Genomic DNA, 24,575 nt, shown 5'->3' with positions numbered 1-24,575 from the left:
TCCTTAGTAAGTCTATCCATTTTTTGAGGAGGCTATACTAAATTACGCTTCTTTTAAATGCGTAACTTCATGTTGTTGATAATCTTCACGCATTGTATGCAATAAATAATTATCTTTAGTGATTTCAAATAGATCGTAAATTTCTTCATTTTGATTTATTTCTTTATATAAGCAACTACGCGATTCGTTCGCTAAAGTTGCGTATGGTAGTTTACTTGCAGCATAAAAAGAGCGTTTATTAACTTTACGAATACGCATAAAAATAGAGTTTATCCCTAAATCATGAAATAACTCGTGGAAGAAAGCGTCTTTTGCTGGTTTGTTATAACCCATTCCGTGAAAAGGTTTGCCTAACCATGTTCCTAAAAAGCCATATCCAGCTTCTATATCATGTAATGAAATGTTACCAATAGGGTTGCCCCACTCATCTAAGATTGTTCTTGATATCATTTTTCCTTGTTCTTCTAGTTCGATTGCTTGCTTTGTGATAAATAAGAATTCCTCGTACGAATTTGCTTTATGGCGCACAAAGGGAAAGACATCAGGATGCACCATAAGTTCAAAAAGTACAGAACAATCTTGTAAATCTCGCTGTTTTAGCATCTCTACTCCTCCTAATCATAAGGGTAGCGAAAGAAGGTTACGCCACCCGCGAAATTTTTGTGAGGACTAAAAAAAATTTGAAGTCCTGTGAAGTGCATTACTATGAATAAATTGTGAATAATTTTTTAATGCACCCTAAAATTTCGGGGTGGGAATCGAACCCACTAGGACCAGCGATTTACTGGTGGCTCACCATTTGCCTTTCCCGTTAAAATACTATATAAGAATAGTGTTTTTACACTATCTATTTAATTTACCGCATAAAGTCTTACTCTACTATAATAAACGATTTTTTACAAATTGAAAAGTAAAATTATTCGATATTTTTATACACAATTCTACCATCTATGACAGTGATTAATGGCTTAGCCATATAATGAAACGGATGGTGGGACCATAGCACGACATCACCATCTTTACCTAATTCTAAGCTACCAATTCTGTGAGATAGATTAAGATTTTTTGCCGGATTTATCGTGATTGCTTTTAATGCTTCGAGTTCAGGTAAACCTTCACGAACTGCTATAGCTGCACATACATTTAAATACTGAATTGGAGTGTATGGGTGATCAGTTGTAATTGAAACACTTACACCAATATCAGTAAGAGCTTTGTATGTAGTCCAGGATTTATTTTTTAATTCGATTTTTGAACGTCTAGTTAGTGTAGGACCAACAGATACTTGAAGGTTTCGATCCTTTAGTTGGTCAATAATTAAATGACCTTCCGTACAATGTTCAATTCGGATATCTAAATTAAATTCTTCACCAAAACGTATTGCTGATAATATATCATCCGCACGGTGAGCATGAATTCTTACTGGAATTTCTCTATTCAATGCTTTAATAATTGGTATAATTCGAAAATCATCAGGGTTGTGTGAATTTTTTGCTTCATAAAATGCCTCTCGGAGCATGCCCATAATTCCCATTCTAGTAATCGATTCTTTGTTCCCGTTACTATGAGTCCTTTTTGGATTTTCTCCAAAAGCAATTTTCAATCCAGATGGCTCTTGTATAATCATCTCATCGATACTTTTACCATATGTTTTAATTGTACAAGTAGTTCCTCCAATTACGTTCCCACTTCCAGGCATGATATGAGCTGTCGTAATTCCATGCGTAATGGCATCATTAAAGGCAACATCAAGTGGCAATATTCCATCCATTGAACGAATATGCGGAGTCAATACTTCAATTGTTTCATTTGCGTCATTTCCGGCCCAACCAGTTCCTTCGTCATAAAGTCCTAAATGAGTGTGCACATCAATAAAACCAGGAAAAAGTGGTTTTCCGGCACATTCAATAACGATCGTTTGATCTTCCATAGAAAAAATATCTGGTGCAATTTCTTTAATTTTCCCATTTTCAATTAATAGATCATGATTATATAAAACTTGAGAAGTAACGGGGAAAATTGTTGCATTCTTAAATAATAGATTCATGATAAATCCTTTCAAAAATACTATTTTAATGTAAACTGTAAAGCTTCTTTTAAAGATGGAAATTGAAAGTTATAATTAGTTTGTATAGCTTTAGAAGGCATAACTTTTTGACCTTCTAAAACTAGCATACTCATTTCACCTAGTAGTAATCGAAGGGCAAAACCTGGGACTTTTATTTTGTTTGGTCGATGCATTGAAGATGATAAGAGTGTACTAAACTCATTCATTGTGACTGGACTAGGTGACACAAAATTAATCGGTCCATGAATGTCATTATTTTTTATTAAATGCATGATGAGTCCAACAACATCTTTCTCATGAATCCAAGAAATCCATTGAGTACCTTTTCCAATCGGACCACCAATAAAATACTTATATGGCAATATCATCTTTTGTAGTGCTCCACCGCTTAATCCAAGTACAAGCCCAAATCTAGCAAGAATAGTCCGAATCCCCAATTCTTCTGCTTTTTTGGCAACGTTTTCCCATTCCAATACTGTTGATGCTAAAAAATCATTTGAAATAGGCTTGTCATGCTCATTAAAAGTTAATGATGTTGAAGTTCCGTAATACCCTATTGCGCTAGCATTAATAAAAAGGTTTGGGCGATGGGCTTGTCTTTCAAACCATGCAATCAGTTCATTTGTAGATTGTAAACGACTTTGTAGAATTGTTTCTTTTAAGCTTTGAGACCATCTACCGCTGTTGATTGATTCACCAGCTAAGTTAATGACTATGTCAATTGATTCCCTAAAAGAATTCGAGGTTAATTGATCCCAATTAATATAAGTAATAAATGGATTAGTTGATGTTCTTATATTTCTCGTGACGATATAACATTGATATTCACTTCGAATAAATTCATTTATTAATTGAGATCCAATAAACCCAGTACCGCCTGTAAGAAGAATCTTCATCCACGCATCTCCTTAATTCATAATATGATATTATTATTTTTATGTGTATAGTAAAACAAAATTTCTTTCGAGGTAAATTATGTCTATTATTACGAAAATTCAAGTTCAAAAATTAAATAAAGAACGTTTTAATATTTATGTTGATAATGGTAAAGGTGAAGAATACGCATTTAGTGTAGACGCCGATACTATCGTTAAATTTAATATACAAAAAGGGCAGTCTTTTGAGCCGTATGAAATAGAAGAGGTACTAAATGCTGATCAATTAAGAAAAGCATATCTCTCAAGTATTGTTTATTTATCCAGAATGATGAGAACTAAAAAAGAGATTGAGCAATACTTAGCTAAGCAGGAATTCTTGATCGAAACAATCCAAACAACGATCATTCGACTTGTAGAAGAAGGATATATTAATGAAGAAAAGTATGCTAATAGTTATGTTAATACTTCAATCAATACGACCTTAAAAGGGCCAACCATTATTAAGAATGCACTAGTGGAAAAGGGGATTCCTAAGTCAATCATTGAAGAAAGCTTAACCTTATTTTCAAAAGAAACACAAATTGAACATGCCATTTCACTTTGTCAAAAAAAGGTTTCTTCGCTTTCTAAGTATTCAACAAATCAAAAAAAGGCAAAGCTTGAAGAATTGCTAAGAAGAAAGGGTTATTCAACGAACATCTCTTCGATCGCAATTGAAGAAACACAGTACGAAAGTGAAGCGGATGACGAATTAGAAGCACTGTTAATCCATGCTAGAAAAGCGAAAAGGAAATATGAACAATTAAGTGATTGGGAATACAAACAAAAAATGAAAACAACATTATATCGAAAAGGCTTTCCAATTGATTTAATTGAAAAAGCAATTTTAATTTTAGAAGAGGATGAAACTTAATTTAATTAGTTGATATATGTAGATAAAGTTTAAAACAATTGATTTCAGACTAATTGCGAGTGTTTGTCTTTCGAGGTGTGAAGTCTGTTTAGAAGCGGAGCTACCTAGACGGTAATGAGCACCGCAGACAGGCGAAGCAACGAAGAAAGCGAGCGCTTGACAATAGTCTTAAACTATTTTAATTGGTTGTATGTTATTAGCTTGATATAATAAACTTATCGATGATGATTTTAGAGGAGACTTAATAAAATGCAAATTCCAAAACGATATAGTGACTTAACAAAAGATGAATTAGTTCAAGAAATTAGCAATTTGAATCACCAAGCTAGAAAAGCAGAACAAATGGATATGATCAATGAACTTGAAGTGATACTCCGTAAAAAAACGATGGCTCAATCATACTTATTAGACGCAAGTCAATTTATTCCTGGTATGCAATATGAATTGAGCGAAGAACCTGGTGTTTTATTCATGATAACATATATGAATGGAGTTTTTGCTTGGGGTCATAAAAGTACAAGTGAAGAAGAAATAGGAATTCCTATTGCATTATTAAAAAAAATTGAAACGAACTAAAGCTTTCAATCAAACGAAAAGAGAAAGATTGTGTTTATTAAAGATAAAAAACCAGGAACGATCTATTCCTGGCTTTCATTTCTAAAAATTAATCATTACTAGGATCACTTTTAGCCATTCTTCTTTGTGGACTTGTATTTATTTGACCGTTAGGACGTTTTGAAGCATTTTTTGATTTATAGTCGATTGATCCGTCAATTTTCGTATCATGCTTTTGAGCTGAAAAACGTTCGCTTTTTGTTGTCATTTCAATACCCCCTAGTGATAAATGATGGGATGAACCATCATCAATATGATGACCATTTTAGATTCAGATATGATTATAAATAATGTTTAAAAATTGGAAGGTGTAATTTATGGAGAAATATTTAGAGCAGTTAACTGAACTACTACTAAAAGAAAATAGCCAATTAACATACTCGCAAGCAAAAATTTGGGTGGAATGGCTTTGGGAAGATTTTGAAGCAACTTATGCTAAGGCTGGAGAATATCATGGAGAACAAATGTCAAAAAAAGTTGTTCAACAATTTATTTTTCAATATGGAAAGTATTTGCACGAAACGGATATTAAAATTGCAAAGCCACCAGGATTACAAATTTTAGTAACTGAAGAAAAGGACAATCTTCTTCATTAAAAAAATAACCCTTAGTTAAGGGTTATTTTTTTTTCATACTTATAAATTGGCAACGGTAAGAAAAATCGATGTAGTTTCCATTTTTAAAAGCTCGCCAATCGGTCAGTTTTCTTTCTTTTTTTAGGATTTAAGCTTTTAATTTTTTTTGTAATTTCTTTTCACTAAAAATCCAACCGGTGAATGAACTGATTATATTATGTTCGTAGTCGAATTTAACTACGGCAACGAAGGGATAGTATGTTTCTGTTCGGTATCTTAAGTCGATTAGTCTAAGTTCCTTATGGTCGTCATATCCAATTAATTCCCAAATGTAAACAGGTGAAAATGCGAGAAAGGATTTAACATTATCGTCTTTAAAGGCTGCTTTCACGTCTTCGATTACTGGTAATGGGATTCTCTTAAAAACATCGTGAATTTTAAAGATTCTTTTCTTAATTTTTCCTACGTAATGATGAGAATCTGTACTTGCTACAATATGATAATGAGTGTATTTTATAGAAGGTGAAACATAGACACGTTTTGCATCTGGCAATTTCTTAGTTACTGTTTGAATCACGATTTGTTTTTGTCGATATCTAAATGCATAGTAAAGAACCATGATTATATAGAGCATGACACAAATTGGACCAGCTCTAAAATGGAATATAACAAATGGCACGCCTACTAAATGAATTGCAAAAATTATTGGGTCGAAAGTGTTTATGATTCCAAAAGCAATCCAACGTTTTGAAAATGGCCTTAGAGCTTGTGTTCCGTACGCATTAAATAAATCTACAAAAACATGTACGCCAACAGCTAGAAAAGACCAAAATAAATAGAGTCCAAAGTGTTCTCTATTATTAAATAGTGTCATAATGGTGGAAAGCGATAGCGTCCATAAAATGACTGCGGGAATTGAATGTGTAATTCCACGATGATGTTTTAAGTATTTAGCGTTATTTCTTAATTTTAAGATCGTGTCACTATCTGGTAATTGTGAACCGATGATGGTTGTTAATAAGAATGAGTTTGCCAAATGTGGGTCATGTAGGACGATTGGACTCAGGGTTGCTAATCCGCCAAGTGTAAATCCCATTACAAGATGAGTGCCAGTATCCATTTAGTTCCTCCCTTTATTTACCCTTTTAATTCTTATAGTATTAACTACTAACAAAAATATATAGATGTTATAGAAAGGTATATGTTATGAATGAAGATTTAAATAAGATATTAGAAGCTTTCCCAAAAAATGACTTTAAAAATAATTTAGTTAATTGGTTTTTAGCCGAACAAAGAGATTTACCTTGGAGAAAGAATAAAGACCCATATCGAGTATGGGTTTCAGAAATAATGCTACAGCAAACGCGTGTAGATACAGTAATTCCTTTTTATAACAATTTTATGCAGAACTTCCCCACAATTGCCGATTTAGCTAATGCCGAGGAAGAAAAAGTACTAAAAGCATGGGAAGGACTAGGATATTATTCTAGAGCTAGGAATTTACAATCAGCTGTCCGTGAAGTCCATGAAGAGTATTTAGGTAAAGTACCAGATACTCCAGAATTAATCAGTAAGTTAAAAGGTGTGGGACCATATACTGCGGGTGCAATCCTAAGTATTGCATATGGTAAACCAGAGCCAGCTGTAGATGGTAATGTAATGAGGGTTTTTTCTAGAATATTAACAATTTGGGAGGATATTGCTGTCCCGAAAAACAGAAAGATTTTTGAACAAGCCGTTAAATCACTAATTAGTCATGAGGATCCATCTTCATTTAATCAAGGATTAATGGAGTTAGGTGCATTAATTTGTACACCAACAAACCCAGCCTGTTTACTATGTCCAGTCAGGGAACAATGTTTAGCTTTCGAAACTGGAGTTGTTTCTGAACTCCCTATAAAAAGTAAAAAGAAAGCGCCGAAACCAGTTAATCTAGCGGTCGGAGTGATTAAGAATAAAAACAATCAGTATTTAATTCAGCAAAGACCTTCTAGTGGGTTACTTGCTAATATGTGGGAGTTTCCAACTGCAGAATTACAATCAACGATATTATCCAAAAGTGACACACTTAGTTTTTTCTTAAATCAAGAGGTTCAGGTAGAAGTAGAGGGGTTATCATACCAATTTAATATTGAGCATGTGTTCTCACATCTTGTATGGAAAATGGATGTATATGTTGGAGAAGCAATAAATGAGGGGAATCTAGCGAGTAATCAGAAATGGGTTACGTTAGAGGAGTGTAAAGAACTGCCTTTTCCTGTCGTTCATCAAAAAATTTATCAACAGATTGAAAAGCTTGATTGAATTTCAGGCATTTAATCGTTACAACACCATGAAAAAATCCCAACACAATTGTTGGGATTTTTTTAAACAAACTATACTTAGTTAAATCAATTTAATCAATAGTGGGGCGAGTTCCACTTGTCCAGTCTGCTTCATTTCGATGCAAACCACCTCGAGATTCAATTTCTTTTATAATTTCTTTTTGTATTGTGCTACCTTCAATATTTAAATAACCTGTGATTTGTTGAAAAGAATGATGATAATATTCCAACTCACTATCTTTCCACTCAGTTTTTGGAGTCATTGATAATTCTGTGAGATCTCTTCCTACGTACATAAAAAGCCTCCTCATAATTTATTCTCTTAGTTTTCCACTCGAAAGGTTCATTAAACAAAAAAATTAAGTTAAATTTTTTTACATATTCCCCCGACTAATGGACATCATATTATTCGTGGAGGTGATAAATCATGAACAACAACAACAACAACAATCAATTCAATGCTGGAAAAACAGCATCTGGAACTAACATTGGAAAAGTACAACAACAAAACCAAAGTTTTGGACAAGAGTTTTCAAGTGAAACTGATGTTCAAGCTGTAAGAGAAGCAAATGCAAAATCTGCACAAAAATCTGCTTCTAAAAACTTTGGACAACAAAACCAACAATAAGCATTTTAAAAGAAATTGAAATACTAGAGGTGCGCTGTTGATGAAACGGTAATAAGCTATTGAAGCTTAATTTCCATATCATCTTCCTGTCTGATGTGAGATCATGCAGTCTAGTTGTTATAAAGAACGTTCGAAAAGAGCATCCTTATAAAAGGGTGCTCTTTTTCATAATTTAAACCTTCATTAGAAATCCACATACTTTTTACAGAATGAGTATTTTCTTTCCAAAAGTCAAATATCGCCAAATGTAGTCAAAGGGATTACGTTAGTTTTCAAGAAATAGTGTATTAATGAAATAAGGATGGTGAATAGTATGCAAGTATTCGATGAATTGGTAAGTCGTCAACTTGAAACAATGGATCAATTAATAAAGATTCAAGAAGAAATTGAACGATGTCAAGAAATTGAAAACCAACTATTTGAATTAGAAGATTTGTCAAAATTGTCTTCTATCCAAGATGAGATACATATAATGCGAACTGAATTAAAAGCTATCCAAGACACTTTCTTAATACAAACCCAACAAATTATTAAATCTTTCTCAGATGAGAGAAAAATTGCGTTAAAATAAAAAAAAATTTGGGCCATATTACCAAATTGAACGCCCTTTTGTTTAAAAATGGATAAGAACTAGTTATAATAGAAGTGTAAAGTATAAATAAAGTGTTGAAATGCGTCCACACTAGAAAGAAGGGAGAAGCCATGAACGTTCCCAAGCCGGGAGAAAAGATACAGATACATAGTTATAAACATAATGGACATATTCATCGTATATGGGAAGAGACAACCATTTTAAAAGGGACGCAGCAGTTAGTAATTGGCGCAAATGATCGCACGCTTGTAACTGAATCGGACGGTAGAACATGGGTTACACGAGAGCCAGCAATTTGTTACTTTGATATGGATTATTGGTTTAATGTTATCGGAATGATTAGAGAAGATGGAGTTTACTATTACTGCAATATAAGCTCACCTTTCGTCTATGAAGACGGTGCCATTAAATATATTGATTATGATCTTGATATTAAAGTTTTTCCAGACATGACTTACGTGCTGTTAGATGAAGATGAATATGAAAATCATCGACAATTAATGAATTATCCTCCTATTATTGACCCAATTTTAAAGAAAAACTTAGGTTATTTAAAGGAATTAATTCATCAACGAAAAGGGCCGTTTGCTACCGATTTTATTGATAATTGGTATGAGCGATTCTTAATGTATCGTGATTAACCTGAAACTGTTGAGCGGACTTAGTTTTTTGAGATTCAATCATCTCAAAAAGATAATTGCTCAACAGTTTCTTTTTGAATGATAAGAAAGGATGGAAATATGGGAAGTATTAGACGTTATTTAAAATTTGTTAAACCGTATCGATTCCATATATTTTTAACGATTGCAATCGGTATCGTTAAATTTGGGATCCCATTGATTTTACCGTTTTTATTAAAATATGTAGTAGATAACATTATTAATTCTCATATACCAATCGCAACAAAGACTTCACATCTTATTTATATCATGATGTTTGCGTTTGGAATTTTTGTTATCGTACGACCGCCAATTGAGTATGTTAGACAATACTATGCACAATATATTGGAAGTCGTGTTTTATTTGATATAAGGGATTATTTATTCAAACATCTTCAAAAACTTAGTTTAAGATATTATGCGAATGCAAAGACTGGCGAAATCATTTCGCGAGTAGTAAATGATGTTGAGTCTACTAAAGATTTTGTTATTACTGGATTAATGAACGTATGGTTAGATTTAATTACAATCTTAATTACAGTCACGATCATGTTAACAATGGATGTAAAGTTAACGCTTGTATCGCTAGTCGTATTGCCATTTTATACAATTGCAGTTAAATACTTTTTCGGTAGACTCCGCTTTTTAACTCGCCAAAGGTCTCAAGCTTTAGCTGTACTTCAAGGATTTTTAACAGAGAGAATTCAAGGAATGCAAGTAACACGAAGCTTTGCACTTGAAGATTATGAAAGTGGATTATTTAAAGAAAAAAATGGTGAGTTTTTAGATCGCGCTTTGAAACATACAAGCTGGAATGCGAGTACTTTTACTATCATTAATACTTTAACTGATATTGGACCTTTATTAATTATTGGATTTTCTGCATATCAAGTCATTCATGGTCATTTAACACTCGGTGAAATGGTTGCATTTGTTGGTTATATTGATCGATTATATGATCCATTAAGAAGATTAGCTAATTCATCAACTACTTTAACACAATCCTTTGCATCGATGGATCGTGTTTTCGAATTAATGGACGAAAAATATGATATTGTTAATCGTGAAAATCCAGTTTATGCAAAAACATTAGAAGGTAAAATTCATTTTAATAATGTATCTTTTCAATACAATGCGGATGACGATGAAGTTATTCAAGATGTATCTTTCAAAATTGAACCTGGTCAAAAGATTGCATTGGTCGGTTCGAGTGGTGGAGGCAAGTCATCGTTAGTTAGTCTCATACCGCGTTTTTATGACGTAACAAAAGGAAACATTGAAATTGATGGTGTTGACATAAAAGATTATGATTTAAAAAGTATGCGTGAAAAAATCGGTATTGTTTTACAAGATAATTTTCTATTTAGTGATACAGTTAAAGCGAATATTCATTATGGAAATCCAAATGCTAGTGAAGAAGAAATTATTGCAGCCGCTAAAGCTGCCAATGCACATGATTTTATAATGAGTTTACCAAGTGGATATGACACGCTTGTTGGAGAAAGAGGGGTAAAACTTTCAGGTGGCCAAAAACAACGTGTAGCAATTGCCCGTGTATTTTTAAGAAATCCTTCAATCCTAATATTCGATGAAGCAACTTCAGCGCTAGATTTAGAAAATGAAAAGTATATTCAAGATGCTATTAATGAATTGGCAAAAAATCGTACAACCATTTTTATAGCCCATAGACTATCCACTATTACGCATGTAGACAAAATTGTTTATATTGATCAAGGTCAAATAGTCGAAATTGGTTCGCACGAAGAATTAATAGCTAAAAAAGATGCTTATTATCATTTATTTGAAATTCAAAATTTAGAGATAAGTTCAGTGTAGAACAGGACTGTTTTTGAGGTATTTATAAGAGTGGATTAAAGTATAAATGGATAAGAAACTAGAGAAAATACTTACAGAATAAACAAAAAAGCCTCCGTAGAATCGGAGGCTTTTGTTTTTAGTTATTTTACATTGTCTCTATTTGTTCAACTTGTACTTGATATTCCTTGTGGTACGTTTGGTGGCTATCGACAAGTGTATTTAAATGTTCAACATTTTCACTATATTCTAAAATGGCAGAAACAACTTGGAATAGATGTAACCATGTTTTTTGTTTTTCTTCATCATTTAAATCATGGTGATCCAAGAATGCCTTTGTTAATTTATCTTTTAATATATTTTCTTCTCTATGAAGTGGAGCGGTTTGATCAAAGTTTACTTTGCCGAGTAATTTCATTATTGCATGCTCATGAAACTGCATTAGGCATGTTAGTTCATTTTTAATTAATTCTTGGAACTCTTTCGGTGAGGTATTTATTTCATACTCCAATCGGTTTAGAGCTTTTAGAGTATCAAATGCATTATCGGCTGTGACAAGCATTTGTCTAAACAATACGATTTTACGAGCTTTCTCATGTTCTTTTTTCTTTCGTCCAATAATAATAATTCGATCTTCTTTATATAGACGATATATTCTCGTCACATTTCTCATGATTTCTCTTAACTGGTAAATTTCATCTCTTAATCCATTATGGCTAACAGTTTTGTGTAAAGCCATCATCATTAATTTATTGGTTTGCTCAGTAGCAGAAATCATGCAACGAGATAATTTTTTTTCATAATTTGGAGGCATTAAGAAAATATTTACGAAAGATGCTGCAAATACACCAATCAATACTGCCATAATACGATCAAAAGTAAAAATGGCAAAGTGTTCAGTACTAGTACTAACCTCCATAATTACAACTACGGTAACTAATGTTGTAGCGATTGTATTTTCAAGTTTTAATTTTAATGTAATGATAATCACGAGAATACATGTAATTCCTATAATGACTGGATTATTCCCTAGAGTAATCACCGCAATTATTGCCAGGAATGCACCAATCAAGTTAGCTTGAAGTTGCTCAACTAACGATTTATATGATTGGTTTACTGACGATTTTAATGCCGAAATAGCTGAGATACCTGCAATTGAAGCTGTAGATAAATCAAAAAACATCGCGCTATAAATGGCGAGCGTAATTGCTATACCAGTTTTTAGAACACGCGCTCCTAATCTCATTGTTTTACTCCTTTTTGTTTGACTAGCTTAATGCTTGTTTTCAATTCTATATGATTATTAAACTACTATTTATTACATAAAGTTCAATACGATTTTCATTTTTTTACTCATGTAACATCCTGTAACTATACAATGAACTACACGCATTATCAATACAATTTTTCAAGAAATTTTGTTAAATATATGAAGGGAGAAAAAGATTAAATTATTAGTTAAATTAAAAGATTTCGAATTTAAAATTGAAAGGGCTTTATTCTTACTATTGGAGATAAATTAGTAAAGAGTAAATAAAAAAGAAGCGAAATTTTTCGCTTCTTTTAATAAAATCATTCTGTTGAAACAGATGGATCCGCTTGTTCTTTTTTAGGTTTAATTTGTAAAAAGTTATGGTCAATATTTTCTAATAAACTTTGTACAAATAGGGCTTCTTCATTTTGATTATGTTGAATTAGAAGTGATTTATATTTCACAAGTAATTCATTTAAATCTTTTTTACCAGTTGCATCTACAGGTACAATATTAACACTTGCACCTTTTGCGATTCGATTTTGGTAAGCTTCTTTTGTAAGTCCTAATTCAGGAGAGTTTCTAACATAAATTACTCCGCCCGTCATACCTGCACACATCCATGGTCCTGGGTCACCTAGAACTACTGCTCGACCGCCAGTCATGTATTCAAATGCAAAGCCGTTTATATTTGCTTTTGCACCTAATCGCGTTTTTTGAGAAGTAGGTTGACTAGAGTGATTATGACCACCAATTACAACATCGGCACCTGATAAACGAATACCTGCTCGAGAATCAGCATTACCTTGGATAAAGAATTGTCCTTTTTGTGCTCCATATGCAAAGCATTTTCCGACTGAACCTCCAAAGTATTGACCGTTGGCACCTAAAGCTTTACTAATAAAAATTGTTCCACCAAATGCAGTTTTTGCTACTCCGTCTTGAGCTCCACCTTGGACGAATACAGAATAATCTTCTACTGTATAAGTTCCTAGACCATTTCCTGGGATAGACTGATCCTCGAAACTTAGCTCTACAGGTAAAGCTGCGCCTTTTGTTTGTTTTTCTACTACTAAGTCATGAATTAGCAAACTACCCGCGTGACGATATTCATTATCAACCTTAGCATAAACTCCAACATCATTACTTTGAAGTACTTTAGCAGATTCACCGTTAGAAAGGATGTATTCTTTTTCCTCGATTTTATTAGTTGATAATAAATTAGATAAACTTAAAGTATCTAAAAATCTTGTTTGTTTTAAGTATTCCGTTTTACCAACAAGATCTTGAGCATTTTTAATTCCTAAAGAACCAACAATCGCTTGCAATTCGTTTTTGAATGCAGTGAAGAATTGTACTAAATTGGTTACAGCTGTTTCAAGTTGTCTAGGTGTGAATTTTCGTAAGCCGTGACGCATCGCTTCGATTTCAGAGTCAATTTGTGTTGCGATCCCAACATGGCAAGTATCTAAATGACAACCACGACAAGTAGTACAACCGATTGCAATCATTGATAAAGTTCCAAAACCAATACGGTTTGCACCTAGAATCATCATTTTCACTACATCATTTACACTTTTCATTCCACCATCTGCCCAAATCTCAACAGAATTACGTAAACCAGATTCTAATAATGCATTGTGGGCTGCACGTACGCCAATTTCTACTGGTAAACCTACATTTTGAATAGCATGAACACGAGCAGCACCAGTTCCGCCATCAAAGCCACTAATATTAATAAAGTTTGCACCAGCTTTTGCAATACCGACTGCAATTGTACCAATGTTAGGTACAACAGGTACTTTTACAGCTACTTTTGCATTAGGATTAACTGCTTTAATTTCACTAATCATCTGAGCTAGATCTTCAATTGAATAAATATCATGATTATTTGAAGGTGAAATTAAATCTGATCCTAACGTTGCGTTTCTAGTTTCTGCAATTTTTTGTGTTACCTTTGAAGCAGGTAAGTGACCACCTTCACCTGGTTTTGCACCTTGACCGATTTTAATTTCAATTAAATTTGAAGAGTGGAGTAAATTCGCATTAACCCCGAATCGGCCCGAAGCGATTTGTTGTCCACGGGTATTTGGATATTTTCCAATCATATCTTGGATTTCTCCACCTTCACCATTTAAGCTAATCATGTTTAGTCGATTTGCACCTTCAGCATATGCTCTAAAAGCAACTTCATTTTGAGATCCAAATGACATTGAACTAATAATAAATGGTAATGAGTGAGTACCAATTTCTAATGAGACTTGGCCTGAAGCAATTGGTTTACTACTTTCAACTAATGAAAGCGCATGTCGTACTGTAGTTGGACGGTCTTCTTCAATTTGATTTAATTTTTGACGATATGTTTCATAGCTACCAGTTTGTGCCGTTTCTCCAATAGCCTTCCAAATTCGAGGGAATACATGGAATGACTTTGGCATCGTTGCGTTACCTGCATTGTAATCTTCATATCGTTTTTTTGAATCTGTTTCGATTAATTGGAATCCAGAAACTGATTGATCTCCGAAGAAATTGATTACACCTAAAGACGAAGCGATATCTTCTTGTAAACCGATACTACTAAACATTTTTGCATAGCCTCGTAGTTCATGCATACCGATTGTTGAAATAACTTTTTCGATGCCTTTATTTAAAACATCATATAGTTTTACGATTTTGTCTGGAGTTTCCAATTCTGATATTGTCCCAAAAAGGAAATGAGGATTAATTGCATCTGCACCTAAACCTTTCATTACCATAAAATCGTGAAGATTACGAACTGCAGCTGTTTTTAAAATAATTGAACAGCTTCTTCTTAATTTTGCATTCACAAGACCATTATGGATGATCGCTGTAATAAGTGCCGGATCAATCCAATATTGATTATTTTTGTGTGCTTCGTCATCTGTAATAACAATACATTCTGCACCATTTCTCACAGCTTCAATTGCTTCGTATTTGTACCCAGATAATGTTTCCTCTAAAGGTAAGTTAGAAAATGTGCTTTGAATTGTATATAGTTTATTTTCTAATTGATATAGATTGATGATTTCTTCATACGTAATTTGTTCACGATTTGCTTTTAGAGTACTTCCTACAAAACCATCACCTAATATTGGAGAAGGGAGTTGAAGAACAATTCCAGATTCTTTCTTTGAAATGGATGGTCTTTTTCCTAAAAGAACAGAAATAGAGAAGTGCTCTGTTTCACGATCACGATCGATGGCTGGGTTCGTTACAACTGCAACTGTTTCCTTCATATAGTCTGATAGATTTTTTCTAGCATCATCTAAACAAGCTAGTGGAGCATCATGACCTAATGAACGAATAGGTTCAGCACCTTTTTCTGCCATTTGTTCAACTAGTTGGATTTGTTCCTTTTGCCATCCGAATGCACCATATTCAAACGGATGAATAGAAGGAGGTGAGTGTTCTACATAATCAGTTGAATTTGCTTCTTTATTTGCTAGATTCATAGCTAATTTGTCACTTAATTTCGTTGTGACAAAATGTGTTAATTCACGGTGCGTTAAAAGTTGAGCGCGATCTTTTAGTAAATTAATACCTATTTTTTCTCCAGGTGAAAGTGCGTGCGGCTCCGAGATAAATAATTCTGGAGAAAGGATACCTTGTTCTGATGAAAATACATAATAATCATTTGTTTCAAGTTGCCATACAGGACGTAGCCCTAAAGCGTCAACACTTGCGACAAATTCATTTCCTTCTCTTGTTAATACACCTGCAGGACCTTGGCAATAAGGACCGAATGTACTTCGAATTGTATTGTAAATTGAGTTTACTTCTTGATCTAATTCAAATTCTGCAGGTACTGGTGGGAATAATAATTCCATTGCTTCTTTCAAAGTGTAATGATATTTATGAATTAATGTTTCTAACGTAATATTTACATCTTGTGAATCACTATTACCATTTTGTATATTGGCTCCAATTTGCTTTGCTTCAATCCTCAATTGTTCAATCGTATTAATTTCTCCGTTATGTGCTAATAAGCTAAATGGTTGAACTCTTGAAAACGAAGATGAAGTGTTTGTTGAGTAGCGGTTATGACCTACAACAACAGATGATTGAAAATTAGGGTGCTGCAAGTCAGAATAGTATGATAATAAAGTGTCGATTGTTCCCATTACTTTATATACGCAAGTAGATTGACTTAGCGAAACAACAGTTACATTTGATTTATTGCTAATAATATTTGTTAAATCAAAGAGAGATGTGCTTTGGTGATTTTTAATTGGAAGTAATGCTACTTGTAAAAATTCAGGTTCTGCTGCTTGAGCAATTGGACCAAGTGCCAATGTGCAGGTTTGGTTAGAACTATGGAATAAAGTTTCATAACCGTTTTCTTCAAAAATTTGAAGCAAAGTTTGTACTTCTGATTTTTCATCAAAAAAGAAATGTCCTACTGTAAAAGAAGGGTGTGAAACGATCTCTGGACTAATACCAACAGATGTCAGTTTTTCTTGCCAAAGCAAAGTAGGGATGTCAGTTTGAATTCCTACACCATCACCTTCACCGTTTGTAAATCCCGCTCGGTGATTCATCTTTCGAAGACTTTCAGCAGCGATATCGACTGTTTCTCTTGTTTGAGTAATGGAACGATTGATGAAAGCAACGATTCCACATGCATCATGTTCACTATTGTAATAATCTCTAAATAACCCTGGTGACCATTCTGTTTTTGTTTGAAATTTCATTTAACTACCTCCTATATATAATTAAAAATTGATTATTCAGAATTAATGATGTATAAATAGAGGCCACTTCAATAGTTGGAGTGACCTCGGATAGATCATTGTTTAATCGTAGCTAATTTTTGGAATGCGTTCCCAACCGCATTAATTGTTTGGAGAACATCTTGTTCAGTATGAGCTGTAGTTAAGAACCAAGCTTCATATTTTGAAGGTGCTAAGTTAATACCTTCTTCTAATAGAAGTTTAAAAAATCTACCGAATACTTCGCTATCAGCTTTTTTTGCTTCTTCATAATTCGTTACTTCGTCTATACCGAAATAAACAGTTAAGGCACCTTTTAAACGGTTGATCTTAATATGGATGTTGTACTCATCAGCTTTTTCTTGAATACCTTTTTCAAGAATTGTACCTAAGCGGTCTAACTCTTCATAGACACCTTCTTGTTTCAATACTTCAAGACATGCAATACCAGCTGCGATTGATGCAGGGTTACCAGCCATCGTTCCAGCTTGATAAGCAGGACCTAGAGGAGCAACTGTTTCCATAATTTCTTTCTTGCCACCATAAGCTCCAATCGGTAAACCACCACCTATGATTTTTCCAAGAGCTGTTAAATCTGGCTCAACTCCTAATAGGTTTTGCGCTCCACCATACATAAATCTAAAGGCAGTAATTACTTCATCATAAATGACTAATGCACCGTGATTGTGCGTTATTTCATTCACTGCTTCTAGGAAACCTTCTTTTGGTTCAACGATTCCAAAGTTACCGACGATTGGTTCAACAAGTACACCAGCTACTTCATGACCCCATTTTTCCATTGTCTCTGCATATGCTTCAATGTCGTTAAATGGAACAGTAATTACTTCGTTGGCAATACTTTGTGGAACACCAGCAGAATCCGGGGTACCAAGAGTAGATGGACCTGAACCAGCGGCAACAAGTACTAAATCTGAATGACCGTGATAGCATCCAGCAAATTTAACGATTTTAGTTTTACCAGTGTAAGCTCTTGCTACACGGATAGTAGTCATAACGGACTCTGTACCTGAATTTGTAAATCTGACTTTATCCATACTAGGGATTGCTTCTTTTAGCATTTTCGCAAATTGTACTTCAAGCTCATGCGGTGCACCGTAAAGGACACCATTTTCTGCTGCGTTTGTAATCGCAGCTGTAATATGAGGATGAGCATGACCCGTAATAATAGGACCGTATGCTGCTAAATAATCTATATATTGGTTGCCATCAACATCCCAAAAATATGCGCCTTTTGCGCGTTTCATTGTGACAGGAGCTCCGCCACCTACTGCTTTAAACGATCTTGAAGGACTGTTTACGCCTCCAACGATATGTTCTAAAGCTTCATTATGTATTTCAATTGACTTTTGATTATTCATGGAGTACCTCCCATTAATGATAAAAAATGAAAGATTTTAACCGGCATCTTTACATTATTTATGTGGTTAAATTACATTCTAGCACGAAATTTTAGTGCGTGGTAAATGTAAGCCTTTCCAACTTTGAAAGAAATTTGAACATTTTGTAGAATCTATATTTTTCTTAAAAAAAGACCGAAAAATTGGAAATTATTTTTCAGTACTTTTTTATTGTACTTAGTCCATATTTAAAATACACTAAGCGACGGAATAAAAAATGGAGGAATACGTATGGAGAACATGATTGAAGTACAAAACTTGCACAAAGAATTTAAAACTTTTTTAAGTCGCTCTGGTGTAAAAGGTGCATTTAGAGACTTGTTTACAAGAAACTATAAAACTAAGACAGCAGTTAATAATATAAGTTTTTCTGTAAAAAAAGGTGAAATGATGGCCTATATTGGGGAGAATGGAGCAGGAAAGTCAACTACGATTAAAATGTTGACTGGAATCTTAACGCCTACTTCTGGTGATGTAACCGTTAATGGATTTCACCCTCAAAAAGATCGAGAGCGTTTTGTTAAATCGATCGGCGTTGTATTTGGTCAAAGATCTCAGTTATGGTGGGATATTGCTGTACAAGAATCATTTCGATTACTAAAAAAAGTTTATCAAATACCAGATAAACAATATGAAGAGCATATGGGTTACATCATTAAGACTTTAGATATCGAGCCATTATTGGATCAACCAGTTAGAAAGTTATCTTTAGGTCAAAGAATGAGATGTGAATTAGCTGCGGCATTAATTCATAACCCACCTTTAGTATTTTTAGATGAGCCTACAATCGGTTTAGACGTTTTAGTAAAATTAAAAATCCGCGAGTTTTTAAAAGAGTTAAATCAAAAATATGGTACAACAATTCTTTTAACCACCCACGATATTTCTGATATTGAGGCACTATGTGATCGAGTAGTTATGTTAGATGAAGGAAAAATCATTTATGATGGGAAACTCGAACAGTTAAAAGGCCAATGGGGAGAAGAGAAAGAAATACAATTCCAGTTTATTAAACCTGTAAATCTTGGTATGTTAAACGAATTAATTGGACGAACTGATGTGAAATGGAAGCAAGAAGAAGGAGAAAATATTTGGAGCGTTACATTACCAAACGATGAAACGCTTATTTCGATGATCATTGCAAAAGTTGTTCAAACAAATCCCGTTAAAGATATGAAGATGTTAGAAATTTCTACTGAAGAAATCATTCGAAACATTTATCAAGAGGGGATTAGTAATGGGTAAGTATATTGAAATTATTCGTATTCGTTTTTTAATGATGTTAGCCTATCGTACAAATTATTACACAGGAATTGTAATTTATACTATTAATATAGGTGCTTATTACTTTTTATGGAAAGCTATATATGGTCATCAAGGTTCAATCCAAGGGGTTTCTGTAAACCAGATGACTACTTATGTTGCAATCGCTTGGATGGCAAGGGCTTTTTATTTTAATAATCTAGATCGTGAAATTGCAGAAGAAATTGTAGAAGGTAAAGTAGCTATTGAACTTATAAGACCTTATAATTATTTGCTTACGAAAGTGATGCAAGGATTAGGTGAGGGTATTTTTAGATTCTTTTTCTTTTCAATTCCAGGGTTTATATTAGTAGCATTAATTTTCCGATTAGATGTTTCATTTAATTTATCTACTTTAGGATTATTTTTACTAGCTTCAGTTTTCAGTTTTGCAATCAATACACAATTGAATTTATTAACTGGACTAATGGCATTCTTTCTACAAAATAATATGGGCTTTATTCAAGCAAAGCGTGTCATCATTGATTTGTTTTCAGGTTTAACGATTCCGATAACATTCTTTCCAGCTTGGTCTCAAAGTATAATGAAGTACTTACCTTTTCAAGGGATTAGCTATATTCCTAGTATGATTTTTGCTGAAGGAATTAAAGGTGAATTGATTTTAAGAGGACTTTTATTCCAAATTACTTGGATTATCATTTTGTGTATTCCAATTACACTTATATGGTATAAAGCTAAAAAGCATCTTGTTATACAGGGAGGTTAAGGAATGTTTTATATTAATATATTTCTTCAATATTCTGGTCAATATTTAAAAACTAAGTTTCATTATAGAGCAAATTTCTTCTTATCATTTTTATCAGATTTAATGTCTCAAGCTGTTAATTTAATTTTTATATTATTAGTTTTCAATCACACTTCACTTATTGAAGGGTGGAACCGAGACGAAATTGTATTCATTTATGGATTCTTTTTAGTTCCATTTGCTTTATTTGGTTCATTTTTTAATATATGGGATTTTAATGATCGTTATATTGTTAAAGGTGAGTTTGATCGTATTTTAACTCGACCTATTCATAGTCTTTTTCAGGTTATATTAGAAAAAATGGAGCTTGAATCATTACTAGGTGCGATAACTGGACTAATTATTATGATTTATGCTGGTGTTAAATTAGGTTTAACGATCACTTGGTATGACCCATTCTTATTTTTATTAATGGCTTTTGGTGGGATGTTTGTTTACGCTGGTATTTTTATCGCTTTAGCTAGTATTGGATTTTGGTCAGATGCTAGAACATCCATAATGCCGTTAATGTATAATATAGGAAACTACGGTCGATATCCTATTAATATATATCATCCGATTATTCGATTTGTATTAACGTGGATTTTGCCATTTGCATTTGTTGGTGTTTACCCGGCTGCATATTTTCTCCGTAGAAGCGAATGGTATGTCTATTCATTTTTAACACCAGTTATGGGGTTAGTTGTTTTTGTAATATCTGTGGTGATTTGGAATCAAGGAGTAAAAAAATATAAAGGTGCTGGGAACTAAGCAGTATTCTATTTCAATAGCTTGTTTCATAAATTGAAATGAGGTGATTGGAATGGGAACTGCTTTTTTCTTTTTTATAGCAATCTTTGCAATCTTGTATAGTCTAGTGTATTTATGGAATACTTCAACTAAAAAAGTAAGTAAAGGTCTTATTTCAGTTAATAATTATATTATTTTATTTTTAATATATGGAACGGTACTTATAGGCTTTAGTGCAGTCTATTTTATATTAGAACATGGACAGCGTCCGATTTTAATTGAGCATTCTATTCCTATTGAAGGGACTAATTACCATATAATGGGGTTATGCTTATATTTTAGCGCGATTACACTTTTATCCGTAGGGTATGGGGATATTGTACCAGTAGGGATCGGAAGATGGGTTGCTATGATGGAGGCACTGATCGGCTATACGATGCCAGCGGCTTTTGTTTTACAAGTATTTAAAGATGAACGTTAATATTTTTTTTAAGGAGATTGTTATGACTGTTGAAATTGGAGTTAAAGCACCAGATTTTACATTACCAGCTAGTAATGGGGAAGATGTATCACTATCAGACTTTAAAGGTAAGAAAGTAGTTCTTTATTTTTACCCAAAAGATATGACACCGGGATGTACTACGGAAGCTTGTGATTTTAGAGACTCATATGAAAAGTTTATGAATAGTGGTACTGTCATTTTAGGAATCAGTCCAGACCCTGTAAAAAGACATGAAAAATTTATTGAAAAGTATCAGTTACCATTTTTATTACTTTCAGACGAAACTACTGAAGTTGCGAAGTTATTTGATGTATGGAAGTTGAAAAATAATTTTGGTAAGGAATATATGGGGATTGAACGGACAACATTTTTAATTGATGAAGAAGGTTGTATCGAAAATGTGTGGCAAAAGGTTAGAGTAAAAAACCATGTTGAAGATGTATATAGTGTAATCAATCATTCGTAAAATTGTACAAACTAAATTGATGAAAGAACTTGACTACGCGAGTTTTTTTTTGAGAAAGAAACGTTTTATATAAAATAATCGAGCTTTTCGTCTATACCTATCATGCTTTCGAGAATATATTGAAGTATAGGGCATACCTCCTCAGATGATAGCATTTTGAAGTGCGAGTTAATTCTCGCACATTTTTTTTGTTTACATGATGGGAAAACAAGTAGTGTCTAATTTTTTTTATAAATTCTCAAAAAGTTGACAAATATTCTAGCAGTTGAATAAACTAATAATAAGTAAGTAAATTTGGAACTAATTTATAGAAACGGGGAGAGCGGCGTTGCATAAGGAAAATATTCAAGATGCAATTTTACATTTAAAGAATAGCGGCGTACGTATTACACCTCAGAGACATGCGATTATAGAATATTTAATCGGAAGTGGAACACATCCAACTGCTGACGAAATCTATAAAGCACTTGAGGGAAAATTTCCAAATATGAGTGTAGCAACGGTTTACAATAATCTCAGAGTATTACGTGAAGTAGGAATGGTTAAAGAATTGAACTTCGGTGATTCTTCTAGTCGTTTTGATTATATAACAACTGATCATTATCATATCATTTGCCAAAAATGTGGTGAAATGAATGATTTTCATTATGATGGATTAGAAGGAATCAATCTTTATGTTGAGAAGGAAACGGGATTTGAAGTAACTAATCATAGAATGGAAGTATACGGTATTTGTCCTAAATGTAAAGAAAAAACATTATCATAATAAAGCACATTACATAATGTAATGTGCTTTATTTACTATGCTATTGCTTAGCATTTCGTTTGCTATTATATTTTTCATTAAATTCTTTACCTTCTAATGAAGGATCTAATGTAAGGGGCTCATTGCAATACATACAGATGTCAACTTTTCCAAGCATTTTAGTCGTTTTGCTACAATTCGGACAGACAACCTGAATCGTTTTTGTAGAAAGCATTCCGATCCAAAAGTAAACAACAGTACTTCCGATAATCGCTAAAAACCCTACAAGCATAAAAATCGTCATAACAATTTTATGCTCTCTGAAAAATACACCACCGTACATAATGATGAAGCCAATAAATAATAATGAAAGTGCAAACGTTCTTATATTATTAATTTTACTACTTTTCTTTTTTGCCACTTTGTCCACCCCACTCTTTGTAATATAGCATAAATGGGATTGGAAATGTTAGTGCTAACATGGAAAACCATACGAACTTATTTAATGGATTGATATTAAGTTGGACTTTATTGAATTTGTTCTATCTTTATGGAGATTCAATTGGATTTATTTTATTAGATGAGTTGAATTGTGATTGTTTTTTCTTCTTATTGTTTATAAGATGAATCGGGCTATATAGAATTAAAAAATAGGGAATCAGTAGCAGGCCTAGAACGATTAAGTAATATGGCCATGGTCCAAAAAAGTCTAGCAAGTTTGCTCCAGGTGGTTTTGCTCTTAAAAATAAGTAGTTTCCTTTTATGAAATAATCTAGTAAGTAAATTGGTATTGCTAGTATTATTAAATATAGAAAGGACTTTAACAATGAACGGAATGTTGGTGTATATCCAAAAATAAATGTCATGTAACAGATCGATAAAATGATTCCCCCATGAGTAATGAAGAATTGTATATATTTAAAATGAGGAAAAGCATACTTTATATCCGGTGTAAGCACAGATTGGATAGCTCCAGCTAACCCCCAAAAGTAAATGATTTCATATACTTTATAATTCTTTGTAATGAGTGTATAACAACATAAATACATACTAATTCCGCAAAGTTGGAGAGGTAATGAATCCCCCCAATCCCACTGGTTCGTTTTAATAAGCCATCCATATAGAAGAAACTCGACTAAAAGCATTGAAATGATTAACAGAGAACGAATGAATAAATATACTTTTTTCTTTTTCTTGATCAAATGTTTGAAGTAATACAAAGAGATAAGAAGTAAGAGAATGATTAATAAAGTAATAATATGTTGCTTTGAAAATAATACGAAACCATTCAATAATTACACCTCTCTTTAAAAGGACATAAATACTACTGCATATTTCGTTACAGTTAAATGGATTCAAGTTCTACTTATTAGATTGTATTCTGCTTATTTAGATTAAAGTATGAAGAATAAAAATCTGTACTATACGTTCTTATGAGATAAAGTTTAACTTTTTTTGAAAAAAACGTTTAAAAAGTATTGACGATGAGAAATATCGATGTTATATTAATACATGTCGCCGAGAGATAACGGCAACGAAAGAAAAGATTTTAAAAAATGTTGACAGGCTCTTGTGAGAATGTTAATATGAAAAAGTCG

Annotated in this window: 24 protein-coding genes and 2 pseudogenes; 15 read left to right on the top strand and 11 right to left on the bottom strand. The window is 33.1% G+C overall.

The window, feature by feature from the left end; translation table 11 throughout:
* Positions 1-42: 42 nt before the first annotated feature.
* The 3 genes from CN692_RS23390 to CN692_RS23380 form a co-directional block, all read right to left on the bottom strand.
* Positions 43-603, bottom strand: a complete 561-nt coding sequence (locus tag CN692_RS23390; protein ID WP_098121534.1) for a GNAT family N-acetyltransferase — start codon at positions 601-603, stop codon at positions 43-45.
* Between the two features lie 313 nt (positions 604-916).
* Positions 917-2,047: an amidohydrolase gene (locus CN692_RS23385; RefSeq protein ID WP_098121533.1), complete on the bottom strand. Its 1,131-nt coding sequence runs from the start codon at positions 2,045-2,047 to the stop codon at positions 917-919.
* Positions 2,048-2,067: 20 nt separating this feature from the next.
* Positions 2,068-2,964 (bottom strand): TIGR01777 family oxidoreductase, encoded by an 897-nt coding sequence (locus CN692_RS23380; RefSeq protein WP_098121532.1) that lies wholly within the window; start codon positions 2,962-2,964, stop codon positions 2,068-2,070.
* Positions 2,965-3,043: 79 nt separating this feature from the next.
* Here CN692_RS23380 and recX point away from each other — a divergent pair, with 79 nt between their 5' ends.
* Both recX and CN692_RS23370 read left to right on the top strand, forming a co-directional pair.
* Positions 3,044-3,859 (top strand): recombination regulator RecX, encoded by an 816-nt coding sequence (gene recX / locus CN692_RS23375; RefSeq protein WP_098121531.1) that lies wholly within the window; start codon positions 3,044-3,046, stop codon positions 3,857-3,859.
* A 249-nt stretch (positions 3,860-4,108) separates the two neighbouring features.
* Positions 4,109-4,435: a YfhH family protein gene (locus tag CN692_RS23370; RefSeq protein ID WP_098121530.1), complete on the top strand. Its 327-nt coding sequence runs from the start codon at positions 4,109-4,111 to the stop codon at positions 4,433-4,435.
* An 88-nt stretch (positions 4,436-4,523) separates the two neighbouring features.
* Here CN692_RS23370 and sspK read toward each other — a convergent pair whose 3' ends face one another.
* Positions 4,524-4,682 (bottom strand): small acid-soluble spore protein K, encoded by a 159-nt coding sequence (sspK, locus tag CN692_RS23365; RefSeq protein ID WP_098121529.1) that lies wholly within the window; start codon positions 4,680-4,682, stop codon positions 4,524-4,526.
* 109 nt (positions 4,683-4,791) lie between these two features.
* Between sspK and CN692_RS23360 the strand changes: the two genes are divergently transcribed.
* Positions 4,792-5,070 (top strand): YfhJ family protein, encoded by a 279-nt coding sequence (locus tag CN692_RS23360; RefSeq protein ID WP_098121528.1) that lies wholly within the window; start codon positions 4,792-4,794, stop codon positions 5,068-5,070.
* Between the two features lie 127 nt (positions 5,071-5,197).
* Here the strand turns inward: CN692_RS23360 and CN692_RS23355 are convergent, their stop codons facing one another.
* Positions 5,198-6,169 carry a metal-dependent hydrolase gene (locus tag CN692_RS23355; protein WP_098121527.1) on the bottom strand — a complete coding sequence of 324 codons (972 nt, stop codon included), beginning with the start codon at positions 6,167-6,169 and terminating at the stop codon, positions 5,198-5,200.
* 86 nt (positions 6,170-6,255) lie between these two features.
* On the opposite strand from CN692_RS23355, the gene mutY reads away from it, so the two are divergent.
* Positions 6,256-7,353, top strand: a complete 1,098-nt coding sequence (gene mutY / locus CN692_RS23350) for an A/G-specific adenine glycosylase (RefSeq protein WP_098121526.1) — start codon at positions 6,256-6,258, stop codon at positions 7,351-7,353.
* A 91-nt stretch (positions 7,354-7,444) separates the two neighbouring features.
* Here the strand turns inward: mutY and CN692_RS23345 are convergent, their stop codons facing one another.
* Positions 7,445-7,669 (bottom strand): hypothetical protein, encoded by a 225-nt coding sequence (locus CN692_RS23345; RefSeq protein ID WP_098121525.1) that lies wholly within the window; start codon positions 7,667-7,669, stop codon positions 7,445-7,447.
* Between the two features lie 131 nt (positions 7,670-7,800).
* On the opposite strand from CN692_RS23345, the gene CN692_RS23340 reads away from it, so the two are divergent.
* From CN692_RS23340 to CN692_RS23325, 4 genes are all read left to right on the top strand, one after another.
* Positions 7,801-8,001: a gamma-type small acid-soluble spore protein gene (locus tag CN692_RS23340; RefSeq protein ID WP_098121524.1), complete on the top strand. Its 201-nt coding sequence runs from the start codon at positions 7,801-7,803 to the stop codon at positions 7,999-8,001.
* Positions 8,002-8,314: 313 nt separating this feature from the next.
* Positions 8,315-8,572: a YgaB family protein gene (locus CN692_RS23335; RefSeq protein WP_098121523.1), complete on the top strand. Its 258-nt coding sequence runs from the start codon at positions 8,315-8,317 to the stop codon at positions 8,570-8,572.
* 131 nt (positions 8,573-8,703) lie between these two features.
* Positions 8,704-9,234 (top strand): nucleoside tri-diphosphate phosphatase, encoded by a 531-nt coding sequence (gene ntdP / locus CN692_RS23330; protein WP_098121522.1) that lies wholly within the window; start codon positions 8,704-8,706, stop codon positions 9,232-9,234.
* 99 nt (positions 9,235-9,333) lie between these two features.
* On the top strand, positions 9,334-11,088 hold the full coding sequence (locus CN692_RS23325; RefSeq protein ID WP_098121521.1) for an ABC transporter ATP-binding protein: 1,755 nt from the start codon (positions 9,334-9,336) through the stop codon (positions 11,086-11,088).
* A gap of 127 nt (positions 11,089-11,215) precedes the next feature.
* Here CN692_RS23325 and CN692_RS23320 read toward each other — a convergent pair whose 3' ends face one another.
* The 3 genes from CN692_RS23320 to CN692_RS23310 all read right to left on the bottom strand — a co-directional run bounded on the left by CN692_RS23320 (position 11,216) and on the right by CN692_RS23310 (position 18,428).
* A complete protein-coding gene (locus CN692_RS23320; protein WP_098121520.1) occupies positions 11,216-12,313 on the bottom strand; it encodes an FUSC family protein in 1,098 nt (365 codons plus the stop codon).
* A gap of 326 nt (positions 12,314-12,639) precedes the next feature.
* Positions 12,640-17,031, bottom strand: a complete 4,392-nt coding sequence (locus tag CN692_RS23315; RefSeq protein WP_098121519.1) for a glutamate synthase-related protein — start codon at positions 17,029-17,031, stop codon at positions 12,640-12,642.
* A 95-nt stretch (positions 17,032-17,126) separates the two neighbouring features.
* Entirely contained in the window at positions 17,127-18,428 is a 1,302-nt protein-coding gene (locus CN692_RS23310) for a glutamate-1-semialdehyde 2,1-aminomutase (protein WP_098121518.1), read from the bottom strand.
* Positions 18,429-18,698: 270 nt separating this feature from the next.
* Here CN692_RS23310 and CN692_RS23305 point away from each other — a divergent pair.
* The 7 genes and pseudogenes from CN692_RS23305 to CN692_RS23280 form a co-directional block, all read left to right on the top strand.
* Positions 18,699-19,488: pseudogene (locus CN692_RS23305) on the top strand (ABC transporter ATP-binding protein); the annotation flags it as partial.
* An 86-nt stretch (positions 19,489-19,574) separates the two neighbouring features.
* Positions 19,575-19,712 (top strand): annotated as a pseudogene (locus CN692_RS27285) (daunorubicin ABC transporter ATP-binding protein); the annotation flags it as partial.
* Positions 19,705-20,496, top strand: a complete 792-nt coding sequence (locus CN692_RS23300; RefSeq protein WP_098121516.1) for an ABC transporter permease — start codon at positions 19,705-19,707, stop codon at positions 20,494-20,496. The pseudogene CN692_RS27285 and the gene CN692_RS23300, both read left to right, overlap by 8 nt.
* Positions 20,497-20,499: 3 nt before the next feature.
* A complete protein-coding gene (locus tag CN692_RS23295) occupies positions 20,500-21,285 on the top strand; it encodes an ABC transporter permease (RefSeq protein WP_098121515.1) in 786 nt (261 codons plus the stop codon).
* A 52-nt stretch (positions 21,286-21,337) separates the two neighbouring features.
* Positions 21,338-21,745, top strand: coding sequence for a potassium channel family protein (locus CN692_RS23290; protein ID WP_098121514.1), 408 nt, complete (start codon positions 21,338-21,340; stop codon positions 21,743-21,745).
* A gap of 22 nt (positions 21,746-21,767) precedes the next feature.
* Entirely contained in the window at positions 21,768-22,232 is a 465-nt protein-coding gene (gene bcp, locus CN692_RS23285; protein ID WP_098121513.1) for a thioredoxin-dependent thiol peroxidase, read from the top strand.
* A 328-nt stretch (positions 22,233-22,560) separates the two neighbouring features.
* Positions 22,561-22,998, top strand: coding sequence for a Fur family transcriptional regulator (locus CN692_RS23280; RefSeq protein WP_098121512.1), 438 nt, complete (start codon positions 22,561-22,563; stop codon positions 22,996-22,998).
* A 40-nt stretch (positions 22,999-23,038) separates the two neighbouring features.
* Here CN692_RS23280 and CN692_RS23275 read toward each other — a convergent pair whose 3' ends face one another.
* Together CN692_RS23275 and CN692_RS23270 are read right to left on the bottom strand one after the other, a co-directional pair.
* Positions 23,039-23,398 (bottom strand): YgzB family protein, encoded by a 360-nt coding sequence (locus CN692_RS23275; protein ID WP_098121511.1) that lies wholly within the window; start codon positions 23,396-23,398, stop codon positions 23,039-23,041.
* A gap of 127 nt (positions 23,399-23,525) precedes the next feature.
* Positions 23,526-24,269, bottom strand: a complete 744-nt coding sequence (locus CN692_RS23270; RefSeq protein WP_098121510.1) for a YwaF family protein — start codon at positions 24,267-24,269, stop codon at positions 23,526-23,528.
* Positions 24,270-24,575 lie beyond the last annotated feature (306 nt).

Origin of the sequence: Bacillus sp. AFS002410 (assembly GCF_002556365.1) — a bacterium.
GTDB lineage: Bacteria > Bacillota > Bacilli > Bacillales > Bacillaceae_G > Gottfriedia.
The sequence above is the reverse complement of the archived record's forward strand: the minus strand, read 5'-3'. Positions and strand labels throughout refer to the sequence as shown.

Bases quoted from the DNA above. Each gene is read 5' to 3' on its own strand.
- CN692_RS23390 (WP_098121534.1), bottom strand. From the start codon at position 603: ATGCTAAAACAGCGAGATTTACAAGATTGTTCTGTACTTTTTGAACTT.
- CN692_RS23385 (WP_098121533.1), bottom strand. From the start codon at position 2,047: ATGAATCTATTATTTAAGAATGCAACAATTTTCCCCGTTACTTCTCAA.
- CN692_RS23380 (WP_098121532.1), bottom strand. From the start codon at position 2,964: ATGAAGATTCTTCTTACAGGCGGTACTGGGTTTATTGGATCTCAATTA.
- recX (WP_098121531.1), top strand. From the start codon at position 3,044: ATGTCTATTATTACGAAAATTCAAGTTCAAAAATTAAATAAAGAACGT.
- CN692_RS23370 (WP_098121530.1), top strand. From the start codon at position 4,109: ATGCAAATTCCAAAACGATATAGTGACTTAACAAAAGATGAATTAGTT.
- sspK (WP_098121529.1), bottom strand. From the start codon at position 4,682: ATGACAACAAAAAGCGAACGTTTTTCAGCTCAAAAGCATGATACGAAA.
- CN692_RS23360 (WP_098121528.1), top strand. From the start codon at position 4,792: ATGGAGAAATATTTAGAGCAGTTAACTGAACTACTACTAAAAGAAAAT.
- CN692_RS23355 (WP_098121527.1), bottom strand. From the start codon at position 6,169: ATGGATACTGGCACTCATCTTGTAATGGGATTTACACTTGGCGGATTA.
- mutY (WP_098121526.1), top strand. From the start codon at position 6,256: ATGAATGAAGATTTAAATAAGATATTAGAAGCTTTCCCAAAAAATGAC.
- CN692_RS23345 (WP_098121525.1), bottom strand. From the start codon at position 7,669: ATGTACGTAGGAAGAGATCTCACAGAATTATCAATGACTCCAAAAACT.
- CN692_RS23340 (WP_098121524.1), top strand. From the start codon at position 7,801: ATGAACAACAACAACAACAACAATCAATTCAATGCTGGAAAAACAGCA.
- CN692_RS23335 (WP_098121523.1), top strand. From the start codon at position 8,315: ATGCAAGTATTCGATGAATTGGTAAGTCGTCAACTTGAAACAATGGAT.
- ntdP (WP_098121522.1), top strand. From the start codon at position 8,704: ATGAACGTTCCCAAGCCGGGAGAAAAGATACAGATACATAGTTATAAA.
- CN692_RS23325 (WP_098121521.1), top strand. From the start codon at position 9,334: ATGGGAAGTATTAGACGTTATTTAAAATTTGTTAAACCGTATCGATTC.
- CN692_RS23320 (WP_098121520.1), bottom strand. From the start codon at position 12,313: ATGAGATTAGGAGCGCGTGTTCTAAAAACTGGTATAGCAATTACGCTC.
- CN692_RS23315 (WP_098121519.1), bottom strand. From the start codon at position 17,031: ATGAAATTTCAAACAAAAACAGAATGGTCACCAGGGTTATTTAGAGAT.
- CN692_RS23310 (WP_098121518.1), bottom strand. From the start codon at position 18,428: ATGAATAATCAAAAGTCAATTGAAATACATAATGAAGCTTTAGAACAT.
- CN692_RS23300 (WP_098121516.1), top strand. From the start codon at position 19,705: ATGGGTAAGTATATTGAAATTATTCGTATTCGTTTTTTAATGATGTTA.
- CN692_RS23295 (WP_098121515.1), top strand. From the start codon at position 20,500: ATGTTTTATATTAATATATTTCTTCAATATTCTGGTCAATATTTAAAA.
- CN692_RS23290 (WP_098121514.1), top strand. From the start codon at position 21,338: ATGGGAACTGCTTTTTTCTTTTTTATAGCAATCTTTGCAATCTTGTAT.
- bcp (WP_098121513.1), top strand. From the start codon at position 21,768: ATGACTGTTGAAATTGGAGTTAAAGCACCAGATTTTACATTACCAGCT.